Origin of the sequence: Methylobacterium sp. E-005 (assembly GCF_022829725.1) — a bacterium.
Lineage (GTDB): Bacteria > Pseudomonadota > Alphaproteobacteria > Rhizobiales > Beijerinckiaceae > Methylobacterium.
Genome location: NZ_JAKSYG010000209.1, coordinates 115,503 through 129,626, shown reverse-complemented (window position 1 = coordinate 129,626; position 14,124 = coordinate 115,503). Strand labels below are relative to the sequence as shown.

The window sequence follows — 14,124 nt, the reverse complement described above, 5'->3', positions numbered from 1 at the left end:
ACTTGCACTGGGTCAGCAAGGATGTGTTTTTGAACCCAGCAGATCAGATACGAGATTATCTCGAGTGATTGGTGTCCAGCCGTGTGCTCTTCCGAGTTACGTCACCATCCTGTGCGAGGCCGATCTGCCGAACCTGAGCGTCACGCCGCACGTGGCTTGGGCCAGGAAGGAGGCGATGCAGATGCTGGCCTATCAGCTCGTCGACGATGTCGAGGCCTTCGTGGCGCGCAAGCCGCAGAACGTGGTCGAGTAACGGGCGGATTCTCCCTCCCCCGCAGAGGGGGGAGGGGACGCGCGGATCCCGGCCCTGACTCCGATCTCGATTGGAAAAAAACACCCTGACGGCGCCTCACGGGCGCGACGGAAAGGTCCCTAAAAAATGACGAAGAAACTGCTGTTCCTGTTCGACACCGATGCCGTGCCGAACGTGTTCGACACGGTCGTCGGCTACGACGGCGGCGCGGACCACATCACCGGCTATGGCGGCGTGAATCCCGACAATGTCGGTGCGCTGGTGGACGGCACGATCTACACCCGCGGCGGCTCCGAGAAGAAGTCGACGGCGATCTTCGTCGGCGGCGGCAGCATGGCGGCCGGCGAGGAACTGTTCACCGCGGTCAAGAAGCGGTTCTTCGGCCCGTTCCGGGTCTCGGTCATGCTCGATTCCAACGGCTCCAACACCACGGCCGCCGCGGGCGTCGCGCTGGTGGCCAAGGCCGCGGGCTCGCTCCAGGGCAAGAAGGCCGTCGTGCTGGCGGGCACCGGCCCAGTCGGCATGCGCTCGGCCGCGCTCCTCGCCGGCGAGGGCGCCGAGGTCACCATCGCGGGCCGCTCCCTCGACAAGACCCAGGCCGCCGCGGAGCAGATCAACACACGCTTCAAGGTCAACGTGAAGGCCGCCGCCACCCCCGACGAGGCCTCCCGCGTCGCCCTGGTGAAGGGCACCAACCTCGTGTTCTCCGCCGGCGCCATCGGCGTCGAGCTGCTGCCGGAGGCCGCCTGGGCGCAGGAATCGTCCATCGAATTCGTGGCCGACTACAACGCCCAGCCCCCGACCGGCATCGGCGGCATCGACGTGATGGACAAGGGCAAGGAGCGCAACGGCAAGCAGGCCTTCGGCGCGCTCGGCATCGGCGGCCTGAAGCTCAAGCTGCACCGGGCCTGCGTCGGCCAGCTCTTCGAGAGCACCGACAAGGTGCTCGACGCCGAGGAGATCTACGCCCTCGCCAAGTCGATGGCCTGAGGAGGTGCCGGTGACCGAGACGCATCGCCCCGAGACCGACAGCATCGAAAAGTTCCTGACGGAGCTCGCGAGCGCCGCGCCGACCCCCGGCGGCGGCGGCGCGGCGGCGATCTCCGGCGCCATGGGCGCGGCCCTGGTGTCGATGGTCTGCAATCTCACCATCGGCAAGAAGAAGTACGTCGAGGTCGAGGCCGAGCTGAAGGACGTGCTCGCCCGGTCCGAGGGCCTGCGGGTCGTGCTCACCGGCATGATCGGCGAGGACGTCCAGGCCTTCGACGCCGTGATGGGGGCCTACGGCCTGCCGAAGGCCACCGACGACGAGAAGGCCGCGCGGGCGGACAAGATCCAGGCCGCCCTCAAGACGGCCTGCGACGTGCCGCTCGCCTGCTGCCGGGCCTGCCGCAGCGTGATCGACCTCGCGGCGATCACCGCCGACAAGGGGAACCTCAACGTCGTCTCGGATGCCGGCGTGGCGGTGCTCTCGGCCTATGCCGGGCTGCGCAGCGCGGCGCTCAACGTCTACGTGAACGCCAAGGGCCTCGAGGACCGGGATTTCGCCGACGAGCGGTTGAAGGAGCTGGAGGAGTTGCTCTCCGAGGCGGGGACGCTGACCGAGAAGGTCTACGGCGTCGTGAAGGCCAAGGTGAACTGACACGCGCGGCGCTCTCCCTCGCCCTCTGCGGAGGAGGGGGAAGGGCGTTGCGTCGTCGCCGTTCTAAAACGTGCCGACGCGTCCAACTCCAGTTTCAGCATAAGTGATCGACAGTCGAGGCCGGGTGCATCATGCCCCGGCCTCGTTGTTTTTCTGTATGCTGCAGCGCGCAAACGAATACGATTCATGTTGCGTCTGCGAAAAAGCCCCCCTGAACCCGCGGATCAAAAAATTTGACGGGCGTAATCTTTCGACTCAACTAAACTGAAGCGCATCACCAGCGGCAACGAACCGCGGAGGAGGCGCCGAATGGACGTTCACGAGTATCAGGCCAAGGAGCTGCTCGCGAGCTTCGGCGTGGCCGTCCCGAAAGGCGCCATCGCGTTCAGCCCGGATCAGGCGGTCTATGCCGCCACCGAACTCGGCGGCTCGTTCTGGGCCGTGAAGGCCCAGATCCATGCCGGCGCCCGCGGCAAGGCCGGCGGCATCAAGCTGTGCCGGACCTACAACGAGGTCCGCGACGCCGCCAAGGATCTCCTGGGCAAGCGTCTCGTCACCCATCAGACCGGCCCCGAGGGCAAGCCGGTGCAGCGGGTCTACGTCGAGACCGCCGACCCGTTCGAGCGCGAACTCTATCTCGGCTACGTGCTGGACCGGAAGGCCGAGCGCGTCCGTGTCATCGCCAGCCAGCGCGGCGGGATGGACATCGAGGAGATCGCCGCCAACGAGCCGGATTCCCTCATCCAGGTCGTGGTCGAGCCGGCGGTTGGCCTGCAGCAGTTCCAGGCGCGGGAGATCGCGTTCCAGCTCGGGCTGAACATCAAGCAGGTCTCGGCCGCGGTGAAGACGATCATGAACGCCTACCGGGCGTTCCGCGATTGCGACGGCACCATGCTGGAGATCAACCCGCTCGTCGTCACCAAGGACGACCGGGTGCTGGCCCTCGATGCCAAGATGTCGTTCGACGACAACGCCCTGTTCCGCCGGCCCGGCATCGCCGACATGCATGATCCGTCGCAGGGTGATCCCCGCGAGGCCCAGGCCGCCGAGCACAACCTCAGCTACATTGGCCTCGAGGGCGAGATCGGCTGCATCGTCAACGGCGCGGGTCTGGCCATGGCCACCATGGACATGATCAAGCACGCGGGCGGCGAGCCGGCGAATTTTTTGGACGTGGGCGGCGGTGCCTCTCCGGAGCGCGTGGCGACGGCCTTCCGGCTCGTGCTCTCGGACCGCAACGTCAAGGCGATCCTCGTCAACATCTTCGCCGGCATCAACCGCTGCGACTGGGTCGCCGAGGGCGTCATCCAGGCGGCCCGCGAGGTGAAGATCGACGTGCCGCTGGTGGTGCGGCTGGCCGGCACCAACGTGGAAGCGGGCAAGAAAATCCTGGCCGAGAGCGGCCTCGACCTGATCACCGCCGACACCCTGTCGGAGGCGGCCCGCAAGGCGGTCGACGCCTGCGCCGCAGCCAAGACCACACACTGAGGGGAGACCGCGCCAATGAGCATCCTCATCGACGAGACCACCCCGATCATCGTCCAGGGCATCACGGGCGACAAGGGCACCTTCCACGCCAAGGAGATGCTGGATTACGGCACGAACGTCGTCGGCGGCGTCACCCCGGGCAAGGGCGGGCGCACCCATCTCGGCCTGCCGGTGTTCAACACCGTCAAGGAGGCGGTGGCAGCGACCGGCGCCACGACCTCGATCACCTTCGTGGCGCCGCCCTTCGCGGCGGACGCCATCATGGAGGCGGCCGATGCCGGCCTGCGGCTGGTCTGCTCGATCACCGACGGCATCCCGGCCCAGGACATGATGCGGGTGAAGCGCTACCTGATGCGCTATCCGCGGGACCGCCGCACGATGGTGGTCGGCCCGAACTGCGCGGGCATCATCTCCCCCGGCAAGGCGATGCTCGGCATCATGCCCGGCCACATCTACCTCCCGGGCAATGTCGGGGTGATCTCCCGCTCGGGGACGCTGGGCTACGAGGCCGCCGCGCAGCTCAAGGAGCTCGGCCTCGGCATCTCGACCTCTGTGGGCATCGGCGGCGATCCGATCAACGGCTCGTCGTTCCTCGACCACCTCGCCCTGTTCGAGACCGATCCGGACACCGACGCGGTGCTGATGATCGGCGAGATCGGCGGCCCGCAGGAGGCCGAGGCCTCGGCCTGGATCCGCGAGAACATGTCCAAGCCCGTGATCGGCTTCGTGGCCGGGCTGACCGCGCCGAAGGGCCGGCGGATGGGCCATGCCGGCGCGATCATCTCGGCGGCCGGCGACAGCGCCGCCGAGAAGGCCGAGATCATGCGCTCGTATGGGCTCACCGTGGCACCGGATCCGGGCAGCTTCGGGCAGACCGTGGCCGACGTGCTCGCCCGGGCGGCGTAACGGCGCCGCACCTGCCGGGCGCAACGCTCTCCCTCCCCCCTCTGCGGGGGAGGGTGGCCCGCGAAGCGGGTCGGGAGAGGGGAGCCCGGCCTCCGGAACGTGCGCGCCCTTCATGACGGATGCAGTCCCATTCTGCACCGTCGTTCCCCTCTCCGGACCCCCGCTGACGCGGGGGCCATCCTCCCCCGCAGAGGGGGGGAGGGGGCGTCGCGCGTGATCGAAAACTTGCGCCACGAGGTGGCCCCATGACCCGTACCCTTCACGCAACACCCGGCCTCGTCGATGCCACGGCCTTCGCGCCGCCGGTGATCGTCGGCACGTCGTCCGAGCAGGCGCTGGACATCCTGTTCCAGGCGCTGCTCGACGTCGCCCGCCGGCACGATCCAGACCTGGAAGCCGTGCTGCACGGCACCGCCGACATCTCGCGCTTCTCGCCGCAGATGCTGGCCCGCGCGCTCCAGGTGCAGGGCATCTGGTTCCAGCTGATCTCCATCGCCGAGCAGAACGCCGCGATGCGCCGCCGCCGCCATGTGGAGCGCACGGAAGGCCGGGCCGCGCTCGGCGGCTCCTTCGCCAAGGTTTTTGCGGATGCGCGCAAGCAGGGCGTGCCGCCTGAGAAGATCCAGGCGCTGCTCACCGACCTGCGCATCCGCCCGACGCTGACCGCCCATCCCACCGAGGGCAAGCGGGTGACGGTGCTGGAAAAATTCCGGCGCATCTACCTCGTCCTGCGCGAGCTGGAGATGCCGCGCTGGACCGACCGCGAGCGCAACGGGCTGATGAACGAGTTGCGCGACCAGATCGAACTGGTCTGGATGACCGGCGAGCTGCACCTGGAGAAAGCCACGGTCGAGCGGGAGGTGGCCTGGGGGCTGCACTTCTTCGACGAGACCCTGTTCGAAATGCTGCCCGAGACCCTGGAGACCCTTCACGAGGCGCTGGCGGAAGCCTATCCGGGGATGGACTTCAAGGTCCCGCCGTTCTTCCAGTTCGGCTCGTGGATCGGCGGCGACCGGGACGGCAACCCCTACGTCACGGCGGTCGTCACCCGGCAGACCCTACACCGCAACGCGCTCGCCTCGCTCACCCGCTACCGGGACGGCGTACGCGAGCTGGGGCGGACCCTGTCCCTCACCGAACGCTCGCTGCCGCTGCCCGAGGAGTTCCGCGCGGAACTTGAGCGGCACCTCGCCGAGAGCGGCCAGGGGCGCGCCATCACCCGGCGCAATCCGGGCGAGCCGTATCGCCAGTATCTCTCCTGCGTCCTGCGCAAGATCGAGGCGACGATCGCCCGCAACGAGGGCGAGCATCCCTCCGGCCCGGATTACGCCAGCGCGGACGGGCTGATCGAGGATCTGCGCACGCTGGAGCGCGGCCTGACCGAGGCCAAGTGCGGGGCGCTGGCCCGGGACCTCGTCCGCCCGGTCCGCCGCATGGTGGAGATTTTTCGGTTCTCGACGGTCCGGCTCGACCTGCGCGAGAACACCACCCGGACCACCGACACGCTCCACGCCCTCTGGCGCCAGCGCAACGGCGAGGGTGAGCCGCCGGAGCTCGGCAGCGCCGCCTGGCGCCAGTGGCTCGACGCGGAACTCGCCCGGCCGCGCGATCCGGAACGCTCCTTCGAGGATCTGCCGGACGCGGCCCGCGAGACGCTCGCCACCTTCGCGTTGGTGGCCGAGATGCGCGAGGCCCTGGACCGCGAGGCCTTCGGCGCCTTCGTGCTGTCGATGACCCGCTCGGTCGAGGACGTGCTCGGCGCCTATCTGCTCGCCAAGGAAGCCGGGGTGTTCCTCGATGAGGCTGGGACCGAAATCTGCCCGCTGCCGATCGTGCCCCTGTTCGAGACCATCGACGACCTGCGCGCCGCCCCGGCGATCATGCGGGCGCTCCTCGGCACGCCGGTGGTGCGCCGCTCCACGCGCTGGCAGGGCGGGGTGCAGGAGGTGATGATCGGCTATTCCGACTCCAACAAGGACGGCGGCTTCGTCGCCGCCAATTGGGAGCTCTACAAGGCGCAGAGCAAGCTGACCCGGCTGGGCCAGGAACTCGGCATCGGCATCGCCTTCTTCCACGGGCGCGGCGGCTCGGTGAGCCGCGGCGGCGTGCCGACCCAGAAGGGCATCATGGCCCAGCCGCCGGGCTCGATCCGCGGCCGGTTCCGCACCACCGAGCAGGGCGAGGTGGTCTCGTTCAAATACGCCAACCGCGGCACCGCCGCCTACCAGATGGAGCTGCTGGCGGCCTCCGTGTTCGAACATGCGCTCGCCGGCGACGGCGAGCGGGTGGGCCCCGGGCACGACGATGCCCTGGAGGCGTTGGCCGGCGCCTCGCGGGCGGCCTACGTGCAGCTGCTCCAGACCGACGGCCTCGTCGATTACTTCCAGGCCGCGAGCCCGCTGGACGAGATCGCGCTCCTCAATATCGGCTCGCGCCCGGCGCGTCGGTTCGGCGCCCGGTCGCTCTCGGATCTGCGGGCGATCCCCTGGGTGTTCGCGTGGTCGCAGAACCGGCACGTGATCACCGGCTGGTACGGCGTCGGCTCCGGGCTCGCGAGCTTCATCGACGTCCGCGGCCGCGAGGGCGAGGCGACCCTCAGGCGCCTGTTCCAGGAATCGCGCATCCTGCGCCTCGTCCTCGACGAGGTCGAGAAGACGCTGATGATGGTCGATCTCGACATCGCCCGCGCCTATGCGGGCCTCGTCCCGGACACCGGCATTCGCGATCGCATCTTCTCGATGATCGAGGCCGAGTACGCGCTGACCCGCGAGATGGTGCTGCGGGTAAGCGGCGGCACCGAGCTGGCCGAGCGCTTCCCCCTGTTCCGCGACCGGCTCAAGGGTCGGCTGCCGACGATCAATCAGGTGAGCCGCGAGCAGGTGGAACTCCTCGCCCGCTACCGGGCCGAGACCGACGAGGACCGGCGCGAGGCGGTGAAGTCGGCGCTGCTCTTGTCGATCAACTGCATCGCGGTCGGCTTCGGGGCGACGGGGTGAGGCAGCACGAGGACTTACACGCACCATTCCCTCCCCCCTCTGCGGGGGAGGGAGAGCCGCGCGCCCTCAACAACACCTCTCGCTCTGTCGCCGAGCGAAGCGAGCGCCATCTTCATCGCCGAGCGGATACCCCGCACCGGCATCAGAACCGTCACCAGGAGAGAGACCCCACGATGAGCTTCACCCTGATCCAGCAGGCCAAGGCCCGCCTGCACCGCTCCGAGCTGGCCGTCCCCGGCTCGAACCCGACCTTCATGGAGAAGGCTACCTCGTCGGCGGCCGACGTGATCTTCCTCGATCTGGAAGACGCCGTGGCCCCCGACGATAAGGAGAAGGCCCGCACCAACATCATCCAGGCGCTGAACGACCTGGATTGGGGCAACAAGACCATGATGATCCGCATCAACGGTCTCGACACCCACTACATGTACCGTGATGTGGTCGATATCGTCGAAGCCTGCCCGCGGCTCGACATGGTCCTGATCCCCAAGGTCGGCGTGCCGCAGGACGTCTACGCCATCGACGTGCTGGTCACCCAGATCGAGCAGGCCAAGAAGCGCGAGAAGAAGCTCGGCTTCGAGGTGCTGATCGAGACGGCGCTGGGCATGGCCAATGTCGAGGCGATCGCGCAGTCGTCGAAGCGCCTGGAGGCGATGTCGTTCGGCGTGGCCGATTACGCCGCCTCGACCCGCGCCCGCTCGACCGTGATCGGCGGCGTGAACCCCGACTTCTCGGTGCTGACCGACAAGGACGAGGGCGGCAACCGCCAGACCCATTGGCAGGATCCGTGGCTGTTTGCCCAGAACCGCATGCTGATCGCCTGCCGCGCCTATGGCCTGCGCCCGATCGACGGCCCGTTCGGCGACTTTTCCGATCCGGACGGCTACGTCTCGGCGGCCAAGCGCTGCGCGGCGCTGGGCTTCGAGGGCAAGTGGGCGATCCACCCCAGCCAGATCGATCTGGCCAATCAGGTGTTCACCCCGTCCGAGGCCGAGGTCACCAAGGCCCGCCGCATCCTGGAGGCCATGGAAGAGGCCGCCAAGGCTGGACGCGGCGCCGTCTCGCTCGACGGCCGCCTGATCGACATCGCCTCGATCCGCATGGCCGAGGCGCTGATCGAGAAGGCGGATGCGATGAAGGGCTGAGCGGTTCCACACCGACAGCGCGGTTCAACATGAGCGCGCCGCCGTCATCGACGGCGGCGCGTTTTTGCCGGTACAGTCAGGCAATCCGTTGTCGCGCGCCATCGCTAGAGTGTGGTGCGGCCCTGGAATGCTTCGCTGCATTCGTAACGATGGCGAGGGCGCTGCTGACCTCAGAACGGCCGATCATCCGGCAGTCGCGCCGCCGCCATCTCCTCCGGCGTCGGATCGCGCAGGATCTCGATCCCCTCACGCCAGTCCGCCGCGATCAGCCCGAGCCGGGCGAACCCGTCGAGCCAGCCGTCCATCGGCCAGAGGCCATGCTGCGCGTGAAACCGCGATGCGTTGGTGACGATATCGCGAAAATGCTGGAGCGGCGGGTCGTAGCCCGGATGGTGCTGGTGATAGGCCCGCGGGCCGCCGAGGAACAGGATCGGCACCCCGGCCTTCTCGGCCCGGAACGCCAGATCGGTATCCTCGGCGCCGTAGCCCGAGAACGATTCGTCGAAGCCGCCGAGGCGGTCGTAGGTCTCAGCGCGCACCGCGAAGGCCAGCGACCAGAACAGGCCGGCCTGCGGCGCGGCCGTCACCGCCCCGGCGGGCGGGAAGGCGCGCACCGGATGCGGGGCCCCGAGTCGGTCGAGGTCGGCCTCGCGCCAACCATCCGTGACGGCGCCGGCCGGCAGATAGCCGATCTCGCAGCAGATCAGCCCGTCATGCTGGGCCACCGCCCGGGACAGGCCAGCGACGAGCCCCGCCGAGGGGATGCAATCCACGTCGAGGAAGATCAGCGTGTCGGTCCGGGCCGCCCGGCGGCCGGCATTGCGCGCGGCCGCCAGCGGCAGGCCGGCATGGGGAAACGGGACGTGCTCCACCGGAAAGGGAAAAGCTGGCAGGGGCGCCGCGTCGCCGATCTCCACCACGATACAGGCAGCCGGCGGTGTGCCCCGAGCCAGCCCTTCGAGCAGGCGGGCGAGATGCGCGTCCCGGCCCTTGTTGAGGGTGATGACCGTCGCGCTCACGCGGCGGCCCCGGCGCGCGGGACATCGAGCCGATACGCGGCGGTCCCGGATTGGTCCAGGAGGCCAGCGAACGGCGTGGCCTGCACGATGAAGTCCTCGGCGGCTTCGTCGCCGGATGTCGGGTAATCGGTCACGCCGAGCCAGTGCATCGGGACCAAGTCGCCCCCGGGCTCGATCGCGTCTCCAACCCTCTGCACCGGGGCGGCTAGATCCGGCGGCGCCAGGACGAGCGGGAATTCGGACAACACGATCCGGTCGAACCGGCCCGCGGGCCGCTCGGCCGGCCCGGTCTGCAGCCGGCGCCTCATGCGGGAACCGCGACGAAGCGCTCGTAGGGGCCGCACAGCCGGTCGATCATCGCGGGCTCCAGCCTGAATCCCTGCGGATCATCCGCGATCAGATCGGTGGTCTGCGATTCGTGTGCCGCGACCGCGCGGGCCTTGATCTGGCGATACGGCGCAACGTCGAGGCGCAGGCCCGTCGGCGCCGGGCCGACTTCGGTGTCGGGCGGCAGGGTCCAGCCCCAGACGGGATATTCGTAGATCCGCACCCCGGGCATATGAGGCCGGGCAAGGCCCACGATGGCGGCTGACGCCCTGTGGTCGCAATGCGGATCGTGCCGCCAAGTTACGAACACCGCGCCCGCGCCGCAATTGGTAGCGGCCCGCGCCACCGCCCGCGCGGCTTCCTCGGCAACGGGCCCCACGCTCGGGACATGCGCGTCGGGCAGGCGCAGGAAGGTAACATCCTCTGCTGCCAGGCCGAGGATCGACACGGCCCGCACGGTCTCGGCCTCGCGCAGGGTGCGCAGCCTTTCGGGCGGGTAGAGCTGGGAATGCGTGTGCGAGCCGCAGCCGTCGCTCACCACGACCAAGCGGACCGCTCGGCCCTCTGCCCGCGCCGCGGCGATCAGACCGCCGCTGCCCAGACTCTCGTCGTCAGGATGGGGTGCGACGACGACCAGACCGCCGGTCCCGACCAGCGCATCGAGGCTGCCCAGGGGAAGGGCGTCGGCCGCCGCCAGGAAGGCATCGGCGCGCATCAGCGGGCCACCTTCCGGGAGGGGGTGGATCCCCCGGTGGTCCGGGGTGGCAGGCGGGGGAGGTCGGTCACGGATCGCTCCAGGCCTCGTGGGGGGCGTGTCCGGTGACTTACGGCCCGAGCGTCTGAACGATCCCTGAGCGGCGCGTTCGGTCTCCCGCCGGCTAGCGGTCGTTCTCCGTGGTCAGCGCCCCGAGTCGCGTGCCTTCGTCGGCCCCCGACGCCTCCGCGAGGTGGACGCCCTGCGTCGGCGATTCGGTGAACACCGCCCCGGCCGCACTGAGCGCGCTGCGCAGGGCCTCGATCTGTCCGCTCGGCGGATCACCGTAGCCAGCCTCGAAATCGCGCACGAGACGCTCATCGAGCCCGACCTTCGCGGCGAGGTCCGCCTCGGACCATCCGAGCAGCCCACGGGCCGCCCGCGACTGTGCCGGACTCATCGCCGGCGCGCCCGCACCGCTTTGCGCACCCTCGTCCGATCCTGCCAAGGTCGCTCTCCCGCTCTTTCGATGATCAACAACGACGGCCGTCGCGGATCGTTTCCGGGCGGACGCCCAGGGCGCTTGACCATAATTGTGCTGAATTCCTATCGCATCCGCCACGATGCAGGGATTCGGACCGCCTCTGGCACGGGTCTGGATCCGGGGTGACCTGAGCGCGGAGCGCGCGAGATGGGGACGGAACGATGAGAGGGGTGCTGATCGCAACCTTGGCCTGTGCGGTTCTGGCCGCGGGTCTGACCGCAGCGACGCAGGCGCAGGCCCAGATGGGGTCTCCGACGGGCTTCGGTAAGGGCAATCGCCGTCCCGGCGGCGAGGACGAGAAGAAGCCCCAGTACGTGCCGGGGGCCAAGGCCAGCGAGAAGATCTTCCCGCTCGATTCGACCTGGACGGCCGTGAGCTTGAACGGCAAGCCGTTCTCTGGCGGCGACCGGCCGAGCTTCATCATCGACAAGCAGTATCGCGCCCGCGGCTACGGCGGCTGCAACACCTTCGCGGCCACCGCCTTCCCGCTCAAGGAGCAGCACATCGCGGTCGGTCCGCTCGCACTGACCAAGAAGAGCTGCGACAAGGGCCTCGCGGCCTCCGAGCAGGCCTTCTTCGTCGCCCTGCGCACCTCGGCGGTGTGGGACCTCGTCGGCTCACAGCTGGTCCTGCAGAGCCCGAACGGCGAGCTGAAGTTCGACCGCGCCCTTTAAGCGGCCGTTCACCACGCCGCACGAAGGCGAGGCCCGATTCAGACGGTCTTGGCGAGTTTCGAGCCGTACTCCCCGCGTGTCGGGGAGGCTACGGATGCCAGTCGGAATCGGTATCGGGCGTGGGACGGATCTGCGTCCGGGCGCGGCGCGGAGCCTGCGCTTCACGGGACCCAAGGGGTTTCATGCGGGCGCCCTCTGGCTCGCCGCCGCCGCTCCGGTGATGGCGACGCTGCTTCTCCTCGCCCGGCTGGTGTCCTGAGGACGCCGCCGGCTGCGACTCGGCCAGATTCAGGGATCGTTGGCGGTCTCCCGAGCCGGGTCCGAAGCGTCGGCCCGGACGGATTCGCCTGGGATCTTGGAGGCCGGCACAAGGGGGAACAGGGCCGCCAACCCTGCGGCCACGCCGTACAGAATCGGGTCGGAATTCAGTCCCGCCTGGGGTGGTTGTAGATCACTCGTCCGCATGACTCGTCTGCGGGCATCGCGCGCAATAGCGTGCATCCGACCGCACCCCCACATCTGTCGATCACCATTTCGAGATAGGTCAATGCCGGGTGCCGCGTTTTGTTGCCGCGGGCGCTTGGATTTTCCGGTCCGGCTTGAGGCCGGTTCCGGCGGGGGCGGAACGCGCCGCGCTCACCCACGCCGCTGGAGGACCGTGACCGGTAGCCCCTCGTAGCGCGGGCAGGCCTCCGGGATCACGCTCATGATGACCGCATGCCGGCAACGCGACTGGCAGTTCCGGGCGGCTTCGATCTGATCGCGGCCGCAGGCATCAGCGAAGCAGAACGTGCCGAGATCCTCGCAGGTCGCGCGGAAACCCGCAGGGGGGACGACCCTATCCAGGTCCGCTGCGGACGCAGCGCCCGGGATCAGCAGAAGTCCCACCAGACCGAGACGTGCAGAAATTCGCGCCATCACTGGGCCCCTTCGCATCGAGACGCACGCCACACGGCTCAAAGTGATCAGTGTGACGCGCACGCCGTCGAACCGGTGTCCGTTTCGACGGCGTGCGCTCGCATCAGCAGGCTGGAAGCGGCGTGCCATTCCCGTGGCAGGGGACGACGCGCTGCTCCGTGACAGCCCCGGCTTACGCCTTGGTCTTGCCGCGCTCGATCGCCTCTTCGATCAGGCGATGCGCCTCCTCCTTGCCGCCCCAGCGAACGAACTTGACCCACTTGCCGGGCTCAAGATCCTTGTAGTGCTCGAAGAAGTGCTGGATCTGCTGGATCGTGATCTCGGGCAGGTCGGTGTAGTTCTCGACCCGGTCGTAGCGCTTGGTCAGGTGGCGCGAGGGAACCGCGATGATCTTCTCGTCCTCGCCGCCCTCGTCCTGCATCACCATCACGCCCACGGGGCGCGCGCTGATGATCGCGCCCGGCAGGACGGCGCGGGTGTTGGCCACCAGCACGTCGCAGGGGTCGCCGTCGCCCGACAGGGTGTGGGGAATGAAACCGTAATTCCCCGGATAGAACATCGGCGTGTACAGGAACCGGTCGACGACCAGCGCGCCGGATTCCTTGTCCATCTCGTACTTGATCGGCTCGCCGCCGAGCGGCACCTCGACGATCACGTTGACGTCGTGCGGCGGCTTCTTGCCGAGCGAAATGGCGTCGATTCTCATGGCGTTCCGCTTCCAGGATCCGGGGGGCCGATGGCGTCCCGGTTCTCTTAGTGGCGCCGCATGAACTTGCAAATCAGTCGCCGCTACGGTCCGGCAACGGGCTTGGGAAAACGTTAGCCGAACAGGAAGCCGATCTTCGGCAGCGGCACGCCGGCCACCCGGTCGAGCACCCGCGGGCCCGGTTTGCCGCCGAGGCCCATGTAGAAGCCGCCGGCGCGGTCGTTGTCCTCCAGGCTCCAGACGCCGAGCCGCGTCAGGCCGTGATCGGCGAGGTCGTTGCGGACCGCCCGGAACAGGCGGCGGCCGAGGCCGACGCCCTGGTATTCGGGCAGGAGATACAATTCATCGATCTCGGCCTCGGTGGCGAGGGCCCGGCTGCGGGTCCGCCCGTAGGCCGCGTAGCCGACGATGAGATCCGCCGTCTCCACGACGGCGATGGGTCGTCCCCGGCGCAGGGCCCCGCGCCACCAGGCCCTGTCGCGGCTCGCGATCAGCCGCTCCAGGGCGACGCCCGGAATGATGCCGCGATAGGCCTCCCGCCAGGACGCATCGAACACCTTGGACAAGCCGCCGAGATCGGCCTCGCGGGCCCGGCGGATGCTCGTGGTGCGCGTGCTCATGGGCTTCGGGCCTCCCCTCGTCCAACCGGCGGATAACCCGCGCGGTCCGCCCAGGTTCGATGCCGATCCGGGCAGAGTGAAGGCAAGATCGGCGCCGAAGGCCGGCGGATTGCGCGCGCGGCGGCGGTCCGGCGGTGAATTGCAGGCCCGGCGGGCGGCTGGTAGAGCCCGCGCTCCTTCCCCGCGGCAGGC

The 14,124-nt window shown here is 68.9% G+C and carries 15 protein-coding genes and 1 pseudogene; 9 read left to right on the top strand and 7 right to left on the bottom strand.

The window, feature by feature from the left end:
* The 7 genes and pseudogenes from MKK88_RS24775 to MKK88_RS24745 form a co-directional block, all read left to right on the top strand.
* Nucleotides 1–253: pseudogene (locus MKK88_RS24775) on the top strand (glycerate dehydrogenase); the annotation flags it as partial.
* Nucleotides 254–379: 126 nt separating this feature from the next.
* Nucleotides 380–1,243: an NADP-dependent methylenetetrahydromethanopterin/methylenetetrahydrofolate dehydrogenase gene (locus MKK88_RS24770; protein ID WP_244004486.1), complete on the top strand. Its 864-nt coding sequence runs from the start codon at nucleotides 380–382 to the stop codon at nucleotides 1,241–1,243.
* A gap of 10 nt (nucleotides 1,244–1,253) precedes the next feature.
* Nucleotides 1,254–1,895: a methenyltetrahydrofolate cyclohydrolase gene (gene fchA / locus MKK88_RS24765; protein WP_244004484.1), complete on the top strand. Its 642-nt coding sequence runs from the start codon at nucleotides 1,254–1,256 to the stop codon at nucleotides 1,893–1,895.
* 309 nt (nucleotides 1,896–2,204) lie between these two features.
* Entirely contained in the window at nucleotides 2,205–3,383 is a 1,179-nt protein-coding gene (locus tag MKK88_RS24760; protein ID WP_244004482.1) for a malate--CoA ligase subunit beta, read from the top strand.
* 15 nt (nucleotides 3,384–3,398) lie between these two features.
* Nucleotides 3,399–4,289, top strand: coding sequence for a succinate--CoA ligase subunit alpha (gene sucD / locus MKK88_RS24755; protein WP_160532557.1), 891 nt, complete (start codon nucleotides 3,399–3,401; stop codon nucleotides 4,287–4,289).
* 245 nt (nucleotides 4,290–4,534) lie between these two features.
* The gene (locus MKK88_RS24750; RefSeq protein WP_244004480.1) at nucleotides 4,535–7,285 is read left to right on the top strand and encodes a phosphoenolpyruvate carboxylase; all 2,751 of its coding nucleotides are present in this window, start codon (nucleotides 4,535–4,537) and stop codon (nucleotides 7,283–7,285) included.
* A gap of 173 nt (nucleotides 7,286–7,458) precedes the next feature.
* A complete protein-coding gene (locus tag MKK88_RS24745; protein WP_244004478.1) occupies nucleotides 7,459–8,430 on the top strand; it encodes an HpcH/HpaI aldolase/citrate lyase family protein in 972 nt (323 codons plus the stop codon).
* Between the two features lie 170 nt (nucleotides 8,431–8,600).
* Here MKK88_RS24745 and MKK88_RS24740 read toward each other — a convergent pair whose 3' ends face one another.
* The 4 genes from MKK88_RS24740 to MKK88_RS24725 all read right to left on the bottom strand — a co-directional run bounded on the left by MKK88_RS24740 (nucleotide 8,601) and on the right by MKK88_RS24725 (nucleotide 10,978).
* Nucleotides 8,601–9,449, bottom strand: coding sequence for a glycosyltransferase family 2 protein (locus MKK88_RS24740; RefSeq protein ID WP_244004476.1), 849 nt, complete (start codon nucleotides 9,447–9,449; stop codon nucleotides 8,601–8,603).
* The gene (locus MKK88_RS24735; RefSeq protein WP_244004474.1) at nucleotides 9,446–9,757 is read right to left on the bottom strand and encodes a hypothetical protein; all 312 of its coding nucleotides are present in this window, start codon (nucleotides 9,755–9,757) and stop codon (nucleotides 9,446–9,448) included. Before MKK88_RS24735 ends, MKK88_RS24740 begins: the two co-directional genes overlap by 4 nt.
* Nucleotides 9,754–10,491 (bottom strand): PIG-L deacetylase family protein, encoded by a 738-nt coding sequence (locus MKK88_RS24730; protein WP_244004472.1) that lies wholly within the window; start codon nucleotides 10,489–10,491, stop codon nucleotides 9,754–9,756. Before MKK88_RS24730 ends, MKK88_RS24735 begins: the two co-directional genes overlap by 4 nt.
* Before the next feature lie 163 nt (nucleotides 10,492–10,654).
* A complete protein-coding gene (locus tag MKK88_RS24725) occupies nucleotides 10,655–10,978 on the bottom strand; it encodes a multiprotein-bridging factor 1 family protein (protein ID WP_244004470.1) in 324 nt (107 codons plus the stop codon).
* A gap of 197 nt (nucleotides 10,979–11,175) precedes the next feature.
* On the opposite strand from MKK88_RS24725, the gene MKK88_RS24720 reads away from it, so the two are divergent.
* Together MKK88_RS24720 and MKK88_RS24715 are read left to right on the top strand one after the other, a co-directional pair.
* On the top strand, nucleotides 11,176–11,688 hold the full coding sequence (locus MKK88_RS24720; RefSeq protein WP_244004468.1) for an META domain-containing protein: 513 nt from the start codon (nucleotides 11,176–11,178) through the stop codon (nucleotides 11,686–11,688).
* Between the two features lie 94 nt (nucleotides 11,689–11,782).
* Nucleotides 11,783–11,947 carry a hypothetical protein gene (locus tag MKK88_RS24715; protein WP_244004466.1) on the top strand — a complete coding sequence of 55 codons (165 nt, stop codon included), beginning with the start codon at nucleotides 11,783–11,785 and terminating at the stop codon, nucleotides 11,945–11,947.
* A gap of 377 nt (nucleotides 11,948–12,324) precedes the next feature.
* Here MKK88_RS24715 and MKK88_RS24710 read toward each other — a convergent pair whose 3' ends face one another.
* From MKK88_RS24710 to MKK88_RS24700, 3 genes are all read right to left on the bottom strand, one after another.
* Nucleotides 12,325–12,606 carry a hypothetical protein gene (locus MKK88_RS24710; protein ID WP_244004464.1) on the bottom strand — a complete coding sequence of 94 codons (282 nt, stop codon included), beginning with the start codon at nucleotides 12,604–12,606 and terminating at the stop codon, nucleotides 12,325–12,327.
* A gap of 172 nt (nucleotides 12,607–12,778) precedes the next feature.
* A complete protein-coding gene (gene ppa, locus MKK88_RS24705; protein WP_244004462.1) occupies nucleotides 12,779–13,312 on the bottom strand; it encodes an inorganic diphosphatase in 534 nt (177 codons plus the stop codon).
* 113 nt (nucleotides 13,313–13,425) lie between these two features.
* On the bottom strand, nucleotides 13,426–13,932 hold the full coding sequence (locus tag MKK88_RS24700) for a GNAT family N-acetyltransferase (protein WP_244004460.1): 507 nt from the start codon (nucleotides 13,930–13,932) through the stop codon (nucleotides 13,426–13,428).
* Between the last annotated feature and the right edge of the window lie 192 nt (nucleotides 13,933–14,124).

Excerpts from the sequence above, each read along its gene's own strand:
- MKK88_RS24770 (WP_244004486.1), top strand. The coding sequence starts at position 380 with ATGACGAAGAAACTGCTGTTCCTGTTCGACACCGATGCCGTGCCGAAC.
- MKK88_RS24760 (WP_244004482.1), top strand. The coding sequence starts at position 2,205 with ATGGACGTTCACGAGTATCAGGCCAAGGAGCTGCTCGCGAGCTTCGGC.
- sucD (WP_160532557.1), top strand. The coding sequence starts at position 3,399 with ATGAGCATCCTCATCGACGAGACCACCCCGATCATCGTCCAGGGCATC.
- MKK88_RS24750 (WP_244004480.1), top strand. The coding sequence starts at position 4,535 with ATGACCCGTACCCTTCACGCAACACCCGGCCTCGTCGATGCCACGGCC.
- MKK88_RS24745 (WP_244004478.1), top strand. The coding sequence starts at position 7,459 with ATGAGCTTCACCCTGATCCAGCAGGCCAAGGCCCGCCTGCACCGCTCC.
- MKK88_RS24735 (WP_244004474.1), bottom strand. The coding sequence starts at position 9,757 with ATGAGGCGCCGGCTGCAGACCGGGCCGGCCGAGCGGCCCGCGGGCCGG.
- MKK88_RS24730 (WP_244004472.1), bottom strand. The coding sequence starts at position 10,491 with ATGCGCGCCGATGCCTTCCTGGCGGCGGCCGACGCCCTTCCCCTGGGC.
- MKK88_RS24720 (WP_244004468.1), top strand. The coding sequence starts at position 11,176 with ATGAGAGGGGTGCTGATCGCAACCTTGGCCTGTGCGGTTCTGGCCGCG.
- MKK88_RS24715 (WP_244004466.1), top strand. The coding sequence starts at position 11,783 with ATGCCAGTCGGAATCGGTATCGGGCGTGGGACGGATCTGCGTCCGGGC.
- MKK88_RS24710 (WP_244004464.1), bottom strand. The coding sequence starts at position 12,606 with ATGGCGCGAATTTCTGCACGTCTCGGTCTGGTGGGACTTCTGCTGATC.
- ppa (WP_244004462.1), bottom strand. The coding sequence starts at position 13,312 with ATGAGAATCGACGCCATTTCGCTCGGCAAGAAGCCGCCGCACGACGTC.
- MKK88_RS24700 (WP_244004460.1), bottom strand. The coding sequence starts at position 13,932 with ATGAGCACGCGCACCACGAGCATCCGCCGGGCCCGCGAGGCCGATCTC.